Origin of the sequence: Marivirga tractuosa (genome assembly GCF_042140215.1) — a bacterium.
GTDB classification, from domain to species: Bacteria; Bacteroidota; Bacteroidia; order Cytophagales; family Cyclobacteriaceae; genus Marivirga; species Marivirga tractuosa_A.
Genome location: NZ_CP159478.1, coordinates 3,619,855 through 3,633,192 on the forward strand (window position 1 = coordinate 3,619,855; position 13,338 = coordinate 3,633,192).

The window sequence follows — 13,338 nt, forward strand, 5'->3', positions numbered from 1 at the left end:
TTATTTCACCATTAATCTCACTTTCTTCCGTATATTTCCTTGCTTCACATCTACAATGTAGATACCTGAATTCAATTCTTGGTTAATTGGCAACGCTCTATTAAAATCCGATGGGTTATGAATAGCTTGATAATGTCTTCTTCCCTGCATATCAAAAATTGCTACCTGAACTTTCTGCTCGCCATGGAAACCAGATAATCTTAAATGAATATTTTGAGCTTGTGTTGGGTTAGGAACAGCAACCAAATTTGAGGCCTCCACTCTAATTACTTTCACCACTTCAGAATATTCAAAAGCACCATCATAATCCACTTGTCTTAATCGGTAATAAGAATCTCCAGCTAAAGGAGCATAGTCTTTGAAATCGTAATCAATGGTTTCCTTAGAATCTCCAGCTCCTTCTACTATACCTAATACTTCAAATTCTGTACCATCAAAAGAACGTTGAATTTCGAAAAAGTCATTGTTTTTCTCAGAAGCAGTTTGCCATTTTAAATCAACTCTATTTCCATTATTTTCGGCTGTGAAAAAGGTTAATTCTACTGGCAAGGAATTATTATTAGCATCGCCAGCTCCGAAAGTCACAAAGTTTGTAGAGAAATCAAATCTATTGTTTGATGTTAATTCTCCATTGCTAGCATTTCCAGATACGCTGGATTGCCCTTGATCTTCCCATTGTGAAGAAACTCCATCTTTGAATCGAACCACTCTCAATTCACTTAAGGATTGTGCAACACTAGCTGAACCATCTGCTATATTACTGCTTGGATCCCAAGAAATTTTAACATTAGCCATATTAGACCCAGCACTTGTTAATTCCCAATATTGATTCGCACTCACGACAGGATTAGAGCCTCCTAAGTCATTGGCAAGCGTTCCAATTGCAGGATTCTCCTCAGGACTTTCGCTAAAGAAAGTAGCTGTCCAATCATCAGTATTTTGAATATAACTCACTTCAATCAATCCATATCGACCACTCTGTCCTACCGGAAAAGGATCAAAATCAGATGCTGTGGAAGCATTAAGATTTCTAATTAGCGGACCGTTCACATGACTGGAAGTCTTAAAGCCAGATAGTGTTGCTGAATTTTGAATAACTAAAGAATTATCCGTATTTGTATTAATAAGTCCGTTGGTAAATTTAAGTTCTCCACTTACTTCCACATCATTATTACCACCATCAATAATTGATAATCTTCCACTAGATTTATTCACTTCTAAGATATTGAAAGCCTCCAATCCCGTAAATTGACCAGAAATAGTCTGATTAGTGGTTCCATCCATTACTATTGTGGCATTGGTAAACTCAGCATTAAAGTTGCTACCGCCATTTTTGATGATATTACCTTTTACTCTTAATTCCGAGTTGTTGGCCATTTCAAAATCACCTCCAGCAAGTTCTAAGTTTTCACAGATGTTAACACTTGTGGCGTTAGACATCACTTTCTTTCCATTACCACTTAAGATCAATCTTTTCAAATTAGTAAAGCCTTCTGCAAGAATTGTGACATCAGTTCCCAGATCGTTATTTTCATATTCCAAACCACCTCCATTTGAGCAGTTAGCATCTGGGAAGAAATCTTCATAGTCACCAGCTGGAAATGCTCCATCATCCACTAATTTCAAGGTTCCTGTCCCTTCAATTGTACCTAGGTTATGACCAAAAGTACTATTGACTTCCAAAGTGGCATTTTCTTCAATTATCACCTTTCTAAATCTTCTGAAATTATCATTCAAAATAAGAGTATAATTTCCTCTTACAACTAAATCAGGTGATTGTCCAACAGAAGGTGCAACACCACCAACAAAAGAACCTCCAACATTTACATTTCCATCAGCAATACCTGTTAAAGTTTCAAATAAGGGAACAACATTTGGAATTGCACTTCCACATAGTAAAGCATCACTATTGTCTCTAGTTATACCTGCTGTATATCTACCTTCAATAGATCCACTATTTAATCCATTATAATCATTGGTTAAATCAGATTGGAAAGTAATTGTATTTCCTACTTCATCAAATAATTGTTCAGAGTAAATCTTGTCCCAGGTGTCATCAGCATTTAATAATCTTGCAGGTGCATAATTAGTCAAATCAAGTCCTGCTCCATTATTTACGGATTCCAAGACATCATTATGATACATTGTAAAAGAGCCATCAAAATTTGTAATATTATCTGATTTCACTAACCAATAATATTGCAATACATTTTCTGTATCATCATAATCAACTGCTCCAGCACACAATTCATCATCATCATCTGTAATACCATCAGAAAAATTATCAATTGGCTTAATTGTGATAAAACCGTTACCATCAACATCAGTCGCATTTACTACTGCTGGAGTATAATTCAATAGACCAACAGGATAAACAAAGCTTCCACTGAAGTTTTCCGGATAGATTTTTTTAACACCTTTATCAATTAAACTTGTATTGACCGTAATCATATTATTGACATTGAAATCAGAAACATTAGTGCCACCTGAGCCATTTTCGAAAATGGCATCCTCATCCATAATCAATAAGTTAGAACCAATATCAAATACACCCGAAGCCAAAATCACTTTATGGTTGATTTCGAAATCATTTTGACCAGCTGTAACTTCCACACCATTACTATTGTCAATGGTAATGGTACCAAAAATACTTTGTCCAGTGTTTGAACGCGCTATATTTTGTGTTGCAGTCCCATTAAAAACGATCCCTGGTTCAGCTACTGCAGATTGATGTTCTCCATCATGTATTAAATCACCTTCTAAATTCAGTGTATTGGCATTTGTACTTAAAATACCGTTCAAAATATTTAGATTATTTTCAACAGTCACTTCATGATTTAAAGAAAGTGTACCCGCACCAGTTTTATCAACATTCCAAAAATCAATGGTTCCAGTTCCCAAAATACTTAGAGTGCCAGCAGTATTAAAGAATGTAGTTTGTTGATTAGTACCATTTCCTTGATTATTGAAAGTTCCATTCACTTCAAGATCATTTACAATCGTTAAATCCAATCCGTTGGCTGAGAAAGTTCCATTATTTTCAACTTCAAGACTATTTACAGTCAAAGGGTTAATAAATATCCTTGCATTCAAAGCATTATTCCCAGTAATTAATAAATTATTCATCGGAACAGTAGCGTTTATCCCAATTTGGTTTTGACCAACTGGAGTGGCAATTCCACCAATTGTGATGGTAGAACCAGTGAAATCATAACTATCTGGTTCTAATCGCAAGGATGCAGTAGTTGCTGAACCATTTTGTCTTTCAAGAATAAAATCCCCTCCTGAATGATTGAATTCACTTCCAGAATTTAAGATTTCAAACACTCCTCTGTTCTGCTCAGGAGCAGTATTAATTCCAAATCGAGCCGTTCCACCACTTTGAGTATATTTTAACACACCTGATGTGGAAAGCAACCCTCTTCTCACTTGAGAGCCTACCTCTAAAACCCCATCGGTGATATCAATTTCAGCATTGCCAGATACGGAATATTCGATAAAATTATTGCCATTTCCAGCTCCTGAAGCCATATCTAAAGTACCTCCACTAATGGTTAATAATCCGTCAAGGATCAAACCAGTATTATCCCCTTCGATAAGGAAATTACCATCTCTTAATTCCAATGCACCAGAGCCTGAAGAAGCATCTAGATTATTAGTGTTTGGTAACATAAAGTTAGAGCCATTTGCTAACACAATGCCCGTACCACCATTAATATCTGGTGTATTCATGATTAAAGTTCCGTTGAGGATTTCGATCGGTTGGAAAGTAGTAGTTGCGTCTGGAATGTCAAACTCTTGACCCAACTCAAATGATGAACTTTGATTTGCTCCTTTATTTATTACAATTTGATACATGTCAGCAGTATTTCCATCTGATTTAATGTAGCTATGGTCACCTTCTCCTTTAAATTCTAGAATTGCATTATTATTTGTTCCAAAGCCATTAAATAAATCGAAATTACCTGGTCTCTCTTGTTCTATATTATCATTCACTATTAATCGGTGAATAATACCGTTTTGAGTATTGTTTCTAACATTTAAATTGGAAGTGTTATTTGAACCAATAAATCTTAATCTTCCTACCTCAATTGTTCTTGCACTTCCATCATTAAATTCAACATTTCCTCCAAGATAACCACCAATTCTCAGCGCTTCCAAAACTTCTATATCTCCATTAGGACCATTATTAGTTCTTAAGGTTGTATTACCATCGATTCTCAATTCATTATTTACTAATATATCATTTTGGAAAATAGCTATTCTATTATTATTACCACCTTCAACACGAAGATTAGGAAAAATATCTGTTGGAGGAGTTATATTGTAAGTTCCATTTTGATCCAAATAATAATTATAAGTAAAATTTTCATTGGTATAAAACTCTCCAAAATCCCCAGTTATTGTAGGGTTATCTGTGGATCTATATCTTTGCATAAAAGTACCACCTGTTCCACTTATTTTACCAAAAGAAACCGTTGCATTTCTATTTACCACCAATCTTGTTGAATTATTAATAGGGTTTTCGTATACAATTTCAGCAACTTCGATATTATCACCGTTTTGTATTTCTATTGAATGTTGTGGTGATATACCACCAGTAAAACCGCCATAACCCAGTACTGCAATATCACCTTCTTGTGGCCAAGTGCCAGCTGTTGGTCTAGCGCTGTTATTATTATCATTATTATGAGGTATTAAAGACCAACTTGTACCATCTTCCCAATTTCTATCATACCAACTTTGATTGTTGGTCATTCTTGAATAATAAACTGTGGGAGCACCAACAAATCTACTAGAGACACCTGCCGTATAATTTGCACCGACTAATTCAAACCCATTAAAATCATTTTGATCAAATTCTCCGCCTGTACTGTTCCCATTAAAATGAATTACCCTAGTTCTGTTATCCTCATTTGCACTTTGGTTTCCCCCATAAGTAGAAGTAATAATATCAGTTAAATCTTCAGCTGGATCTGATTCAAAAACTCTAGTGTATGGGTTTCCATCCAAAACATACCCTGGGACATAATTATCCTCATCTGATGAAGCATAATTTGAAGGTCTATCAATTCCTGATACTACAGCACCAGAACCTCTATAATAAAATCTGAAAGCAACGGTTGGCAAATCGGTAAATCCATCATGACGAACTCTCCAATAATGTTGTAATATTTCGCCTCCACTTAAATCTGAAGTTTCCAATTCTCCGCTTACAACATTTATGCGAACATAACCATCATCAGAAAAATCTTTTACTTTCATTTGTGCTGGTCTTGTATACACAGTAGAACCACCATCATTCGTAAACCCTATAGGAAATGTAATTGGTGAAATATTATTTAATCTACTTTCTTCTGTCTCGGGAACTGTATTGCCGTTAATTTTCAGTCTTAATCCGCCATCACTTGCATTTCCATCCGTGAAAATCAACACATTTGCTACAATACCCTCATTATTGATTCTGATTAAACTATTGTTGGCTATCTCACCATTAAAAAAGTTTCCTCCTCCATTGTTGATATTCCAAATTTCATTAATTGTTAAAGTGTGGTTTTTAATATAAATACGTCCGTTCCAATATTCCATTCTCTCAATAGTGACATCACTATTAAGTTCTGCTATTGTAGCCGAACCTACATTAAACCTAATATTTCCAAAAATAGCACCATCCTCAGTATCAATAACTACTGGTGGATCTTCTCTAAACCTAATTTGAGCAATATCAGGTGTCCCTCCTGCTTCAGGATAACTTCCAGAAGCAAAATAAGTCCCCATTCTATCGTGATTGACAACATTTCCCCAGATTCTTATTGTAAATATATTTTGATCTAGCGTACCAGACCTAACTTCACCATTTCCATTTATATCAAATCGAATAGCACCATTTCCACCAGTTCTTGATATTCCTCTCAATTCGTTACCTGTATTTCTATCAAGTACTAAATTACCTAACTCCATTCTTATAGCTCCAGAACCTCCCCAATAAACAGTATCAATTGCAGACGTTCCACTTGTTTGATTAAAGTAAGTGGTATTTACTTCCGTAGGTTGATCACCTATATTATCATAAGGTTCTACCCCGCCAAAAACTGCATCATAAAACGACCATCTTCCTACATAGAAGGTTCCACCTACATAAACGTCATTCACGTTTGTTGAAGATGTAACAGCTGAAAATGTGGTAGGAAAATTACCAAAAGGATTATTATAAAACTGATCGTTATATCCACGAACAATTAAGTCCTGCAGTACTTTTAAAGGTTGACCAGATAATGTCCTAGCATTTCCTCCATTTCCGCTCGTACCTTCATTTAGAGTAAAATTTGAAACGGTTCCGTTAGTAGAAGCCATGGTTACTCTATAAAAAGGTGCTCTACTAGTAAGTTTAGCTTCATTAGCATTCGATGAAATAAAATTAACTGTACCACCACTTACGTTGACATTTCCTGGATCACTATTGATAAACACTAATCCTCTTCCTGTTGCATCACTAACATTTAATTCCCCACCCGTCATGATAAAAGCATTTTCAGGATAGGTCAATGATAATGTATAGTAATCACCTGATGGATTTATACCGTTAGTTGTCCCAATATTTACCTGACCACCATTAATTTCCAATCCACCCACATTTTCTGGGCCATTTACAGAAGTTCTAAATTGAGGAATGTTAACTATCCCACCATTTACTTTTAATAAACCTGAACCTCTTGAAGTAACTCCACTACCACTCTCGATTTGTAAAGTTCCAGCGTTCACTTCAATCTCACCATAAGGGGTAATAGCATTTCCACCAGTTTTTCTGGCAAAACCGCCATCGATTAATAACTTTGCATTTGTACCTATAGAGTAATTACCAGTAATATTTAATGGATCAACATTAATATTAGTACCCAAAACTGCTGTTCCCGTTATTAAACCAAATGCATTCTGGTTATCATTTGGAACATTAACATCACCTCCAATATTTTGATTGGCTCTACCTGTCAATACAAAATTTGTAGGTTGACTTGCAGTGAAAGTAGCAGAGTATGCAGGATCACCTTTATCAATAATAACTCTTAAGAAATAGGTCGGACCATTAGCTCTAATAGTTTGGTTTCTGTCGGTAGATAGAAAATAAACATCGGTTATCCCGTCACCTGGATCACTACCCGCTGTTTGCGTGGTTCTCTGAGAAAATCTTGCATCTCCTTCATTTGTGAAATCACCGTACAAATTGAAAGAATGTCTTACGTTTTGAGTAGAAGTAGTAATTAAACCTTCTTGAGTACTACCATTATCTTGAACTAAGACATCTCCAAAAACAGTGAATTCTCTTGCCGAAGCCGTGTTATCACCAAATTGCCAGGTTCCTTTTCTAATGGTAAAGTCACCATTCAAAGTTATATCAGCTCCTAAAATTGCTTCATCACTAGGATTAGTTAAATCAATTCTTAAATCTTTTAATGTTAAATCCTGATCAAATTCAAGTCCTGCACCGCTTACCACTAAAAGACCTCCATTTAATTCATTAGCAAAACCATTTGAACCAGTTGTTGTACCTAATGGAAAATTAGAAATACCTCCATTCCCTTTGATATCAATTGTACCTTTTCCATTAATCACATTAAAATTATGCCCTGTAGTATTATTAAGATTAATTTTACCATCTACCCTTAGGCTAGCAATTTCTATATCGTTAGTTCCGTTTTGAATATCTACGGTTCTACCGTTTCTAATCACCACATTATCCTCATCAGCAGGGATATCACCTCCCGGATTGTTAGGGGCGGGAGCAATACCCGCATCTAATGTCCATGTGTTTGGATCTGTCCAGTCTCCATTTTTTAAAACGTACCAAGTTCTACTAATTAATTGATCACCCTCTCCTACAGTATAATATCCAGATTTAATTCTATTTCCAGGAATAGAAATCACTAACTGATCTCCGTTTTCAACTGAATAACTATTAGCAAAAACTCTTTCATAATTTCCTGAATTGGCAGATCTGTACAATAAAACATAATTTGAAGGGCTACCTAATGAAAAACCCGCATCCCCAAAATCAAAAATCAAGTCCATATCAGACTCTCCATTATCAATCACATTATTCTGGCTATTTTCCAAATACAAATCCTTTCCCCATCGAGAAGTGATATTAGCTCCTAAATCGGTTGTGACACCCTCCGAATGAGCCACAGCATCATTATGGCCTATTGCAAAAAATTCCAGATTGGTATCCAATCCCCCGCTTGCTTCTCTAATCTGAAAGGCATCAGAGAATCCAGATTCAGACTTTTTTTCAGTTCCGTTTGAAGTTCCGATCGCTCTGAAATCATTAAAATAATTTGAATCAAAATCTACATATTCACCAAAAATGTCGTTTGTGATAGTTAAATCGTATTTTTCGGCTAAATAATTTTCTACAATTAATCTCTCGGCACCATTCAAGGCATCACGATATAAAATAACTTCCGCAATATCACCTTCAAAGTTTCTATTATCTCCTGTATTAAAGTTACCCAAGAATAAATCGGACACCCTATTTTCTAATGTATTGGATGCCCCTGTTTGAACACCTCCGTTGTCAGTATTCACAAAATTGCTGATGGACTGAACCGAGCCATCAAAAATAGAGCTTACAACTAGGTTAGCATCGGTTGATATAGTCGAATTTTCACTGTCAACACCACCGTCACCATCAAATCTGGCTTCGAAGCCCCCGCCTGTAGTAAAAAACACATAGGACTGTTCATTTCCATTAGAGACCCTTTTACTTAAAACACCTTCCGTACCGATTGAAGATGGAGTTCTCAACACAAAAAGTGCAGTAAGACCATCCGTATCATCCAGTAGATCATTATCTCCAATAGTCAAATATCCATTTGAAGCTCCAAAGTTTATGGATGGAAAACCGTTTAAATTGGCATTAGACCCGGTATAGTCGGCTTGTAAAGCTGGTGTTGCTTGACTAGCATCCAAATTATTTCCTGATTGATCAGCCCAAGCCGATACTTTTCCTGCAGATTGACTTATTCCAATATCTGATCGGAGCCATAAAACATTATGAGGGCCAGATGAGCCATCACCAGTACCAACTCCAGCTGGTCCTGTCTGACCTAAACCAATAAAAGGGAATAAACTGATTGAAATAATTGTTAATAGAAAGTAGAATCTTTTCATAATGGTTCTTTTTTCATGTAAGCTAACTGCAAATATACTATCATAATATCAAATTAAAGCATTTTTTAGCACGTATGTTGCTATTAATCGTTAAGAAATACGAAAAAAACGACCAAATAAGATTTTTTGCAGTTAGACGTCTTTCTAAGCTAATTAACAAATAATCGTAACAAACTCCCTACCAGTGTTTTACATAAAAAATAAAATATAAACATTTATAGCTTTGAACTTAGGATTTTGTAAGCTCCAGACTTAAAAAAACTAAAAGGATAAAATAAGACTAGCTAAAATAATCCAGCACCATGTACGTATTAGAAGTTATTTGTAAATATTATGGATGTAACTTTTCAATACACTTTCCAATCAAACCCAATAAAAAAGTTACGCCCCATCAAACTCCCATAATTGTAGGCAGTGTCAAAATATTCACCAAAACCTAAAGGTACAGTCTGATCCTGTGTACCGCTAAGGGGTGATATCTGCTGAACATTATCGAATACATTTCTAACACCTGCAAAAACCTCTATCTTTTTGAATTCTTTTCTGACTTTAAGATTATGGAGCGTAAATTCAGGAGAAAAGTCAGACCTAGAGCTTACAATTTCGCCCAATGCATTCACATCAAAAACCACAGGCATGGCAGTAGGTCCATTCCAATTAAAACTATAATTCAGTTTTATACCCAAAGGAAAACTATACTCCATAGACCCAACTGCTGACCAATCTCTAGAATAAATAATTGAATTTTCTTCTAAAATACCAATCTCATTACTTTCTGCCAGTCTAGCATTTTGCCATTGTGCACCTAAATTCAAATAAAGATTAGCCCCTAACTGATGATTAATGTTTGCACTTAGTCCTCTGGTATAAGCATAAGCTTCTGAATTAGAATAAATAATAAAACCGGGAGTATCATAATCGGGAATAATTTTGTTAGTGAAATAAGTATAAAATCCATCTAATTCAATACTTCCTTGTTGATTCCCATATGTATAAACATGTTGAAATCCTAAACCTACATTAAACGATCTTTCAGGATCTAAATCTTCTTCAATCTGCAATTCCCGCTGCCCCGAAACAAAAGCATGATCTTCAGTAAATAAATTTACTATTCTAAAGCCTGTACCACTATTAAATCGGAAATTTGTCCATTCACTCAATTGATATTGAACATTTAACCGAGGGGAGAATATCAATCCATGGCGGTTATAATAATCAAGTCTGGCACCAGAAAGTGCTTTCCAATCTTTACTGATTTTCCATTCATCTTGAACAAATATTCCTGGAATAATTTGTAAATCAGCTTGATTTCCAGCCTCACTTTCAGTTGCTGGGGAATTATCATCATAATAACTTAAGCGCTGGCTAAATCCTGATAGCACATTATGATTCCCCCATTTATTTTCATAAATAAAATTCGCAAAGGCCTGATGTTGCTCGGCTTCATAAAAGGTATCTCCATAGTAGCTGTCTTGCCAATGCTGACTAGCTGAAAATTGTAATCGGAATGGTGAATTCCCAAATTTTTTATCACCGAACAATTCCCATCTGTGAGTGTAAATACTTTCTCCATATACTTGATCACTACCCCTTAGCTGCTTATAATTCCTATTTTTAACATATTCCAATACTCCATTCCTTCTGTCTTCATAATAGTATTTACCCCCAATGGACAATTGCTTTTCTTTATTTTCAGAGAAATTGAATACCGAAAAGCGATCTCTAAGAATTACATCCGAAAATAAATCCTTATTTCGATCAACGAACTGATTTGCTACATCCCAATGTAAACCAGAAAAATGACTCCAGTCTTTAGCTTCATATTGTGTAATTAGATTTCCTTTCCATTCACCAAATTGAGAAACACTTGAGTTAAGGTTTACAGATTTTTTTTCGGCATGTGGTGTAATGATATTAATAACTCCTGCCATGGCCTCAGATCCATAAAGGGTTGATCCTGGACCTCGAACCACCTCTACTTTTTCCATCATATCGGTTGGTATGCTATTGAGGCCATAAACTGTGGCCAAATTACCGTAAATGGGAATTCCATTAATCAAAAGTGAAGTATAAGCACCTTCCAAACCGTTTATGCTGATTTCGTTGGTATAGCAAACACCACAGGCTACATTTTCTTGGATACCGTTCACCATAGAAATATTCTCCATTAAATTTCCTGAGCCTTGTGAGAAATCATTGAGAAAATCTGCTTTAAACACCTCCACTTTTACAGGCGAATTCCTTAAACTTCTAGCTTGCATTTGTCCACTAACCACCACCTCATTCAAGCCTAGTTTATCTGGAATTAATTTGATTTTATGTGATTTTGATAAATCAATTTTTTCAAGTTCAATTTTCTTCTTTTGATAGCCGACATGTGAAATCCATATTTCTTTAGATCCATCTTTAATTTTCAATACAATTTCACCGCTTTCATTTGCAGTTGCACCATAACTTAATTCAGAAACAGATGCTGTTGCAAAGGGCAATGGCTCTCCTTTTTCATCTAAAATTAATGCCTCAAAATGCTGAGCAACTGCCTCATACGCATCCATTACGGTTATAAAAAGAGAAAGTAGACAAACCGAAATTACTGTCTTCATGATTATATTTTTAGATTAATCTAAATTTATTTTAATACAAATATATTAATTAATATTAGATTACTAAATAATTAACCAAAGGTTTACCGAAAACATCATTATATTGAATACTGAATTTTTATTAACTTGCATTTCATAAAATTTCGCAAATGAGATATATTCTTTTTACAATTCTATTAATGCTTTCAATTCAATTAAAAGCTCAAGAAGATAGTATTCAAATCAATACCGATAGGCCTGGCTTTTCAGACTATCCTAAGACCATCCCTAAAGGATATTTTCAAATTGAGGCTGGGTTTTCATATGAAAGTGAGACGGTAAATCCTAGCGATAGACTTCAGCTCATAAACTGGAACAACACATTAATTAAGTATGGTTTAATCGAAGGAGTTGAGTTACGACTGAGTCAAAGTTATCAAAGCGAAAGATTATTGGAATCAGGCACTAGTCCACAGTTTATATGGCAAAGTTTTTCAGGGCCTGTTGTAGTCGGAACAAAAATTAATTTATTAAAAGAAAAAGGACTGACTCCTCAGACAGCAATTGTGGCAGAATACGGCTTTAATACTTTTAGCCCAGAGACCTTTCAAAGAAATAGCTTTTATAGAATTCAATTAACTTCAAAGTATCAATTAAATCCAGAATGGTATTTAATGGGAAATTTAGGCTTTGACAAAGGTCATAATGATTTTGGACGCCTAAGGTATACACTTAATACTGGTTATAGTTTAAGCGAAAAATTATCTGTTTATGCTGAAATATATGGTTTCCGATCCCAGCAACTTACTCCATTAAATTATTTTGATGGTGGAATTACGTATTTGATAAATCCGAAATTTCAATTAGATATTCATGCAGGCTTTGACTTGGTTCAACAAACAAATAATTTAGTAGAATATCAACAAAGCTTTTTAGCATTAGGGTTAGGCTATCTTTTCAAAATAGAGAAATGAGTTTAAAGGCGTTTTTCCATATAAACAATAAATTTGAGGCAGGTTGCGATGAGGTGGGTCGCGGTTGTTTGGCAGGACCCGTTGTGGCTGCAGCAGTTATTTTACCACAAAATTTCACTCATCCCTACTTGACTGATTCCAAAAAATTAAGTTCAAGGAAAAGAGCTGAGTTGGTAGGTATTATTAAAGAAGAAAGTATAGCATGGGCTATAGCAGAATGCAGTCCTGAAGAAATTGATCAGGTAAATATTTTAAAAGCTTCATTCTGGGCCATGCATAAAGCTTTAGATCAGTTAAAACAAAAACCTGATTTTTTATTGATAGATGGAAATCGGTTTACTCCTTATCAAGAAATTTCACATGAATGCATCATTAAAGGAGATAGTAAATACTTTAGTATAGCCGCTGCTTCTATTCTTGCAAAGGAATATCGAGACAATCTGATGCGAGAATTGTCTGTAATCCATTCACATTATGGTTGGGAACGAAATGTTGGTTATCCAACCAGGCAACATAGAGCTGGAATTCAAGAATTTGGAATAACTGAACATCATAGAAAATCATTTCAGCTATTGCCAAGGCAGTTGGAGATATTTGAGAAAGAAGTTTAATGA

At 35.1% G+C, this 13,338-nt stretch carries 4 protein-coding genes; 2 read left to right on the forward strand and 2 right to left on the reverse strand.

Annotated elements, in window-relative coordinates; genetic code table 11:
* Window positions 1-9,168, reverse strand: a complete 9,168-nt coding sequence (locus tag ABWH96_RS16180; protein WP_375578550.1) for a T9SS type A sorting domain-containing protein — start codon at window positions 9,166-9,168, stop codon at window positions 1-3.
* Between the two features lie 347 nt (window positions 9,169-9,515).
* Complete coding sequence (locus ABWH96_RS16185) at window positions 9,516-11,771, reverse strand: TonB-dependent receptor domain-containing protein (RefSeq protein WP_375578551.1); 2,256 nt, start codon at window positions 11,769-11,771, stop codon at window positions 9,516-9,518.
* A 149-nt stretch (window positions 11,772-11,920) separates the two neighbouring features.
* Here ABWH96_RS16185 and ABWH96_RS16190 point away from each other — a divergent pair, with 149 nt between their 5' ends.
* Window positions 11,921-12,724, forward strand: coding sequence for a transporter (locus tag ABWH96_RS16190; protein WP_375578552.1), 804 nt, complete (start codon window positions 11,921-11,923; stop codon window positions 12,722-12,724).
* Window positions 12,721-13,335 (forward strand): ribonuclease HII, encoded by a 615-nt coding sequence (locus ABWH96_RS16195; protein ID WP_375578553.1) that lies wholly within the window; start codon window positions 12,721-12,723, stop codon window positions 13,333-13,335. The genes ABWH96_RS16190 and ABWH96_RS16195 overlap by 4 nt, the downstream gene beginning before the upstream one ends.
* The last annotated feature ends 3 nt before the right edge of the window (window positions 13,336-13,338 follow it).

Excerpts from the sequence above, each read along its gene's own strand:
- ABWH96_RS16180 (WP_375578550.1), bottom strand. The coding sequence starts at position 9,168 with ATGAAAAGATTCTACTTTCTATTAACAATTATTTCAATCAGTTTATTC.
- ABWH96_RS16185 (WP_375578551.1), bottom strand. The coding sequence starts at position 11,771 with ATGAAGACAGTAATTTCGGTTTGTCTACTTTCTCTTTTTATAACCGTA.
- ABWH96_RS16190 (WP_375578552.1), top strand. The coding sequence starts at position 11,921 with ATGAGATATATTCTTTTTACAATTCTATTAATGCTTTCAATTCAATTA.
- ABWH96_RS16195 (WP_375578553.1), top strand. The coding sequence starts at position 12,721 with ATGAGTTTAAAGGCGTTTTTCCATATAAACAATAAATTTGAGGCAGGT.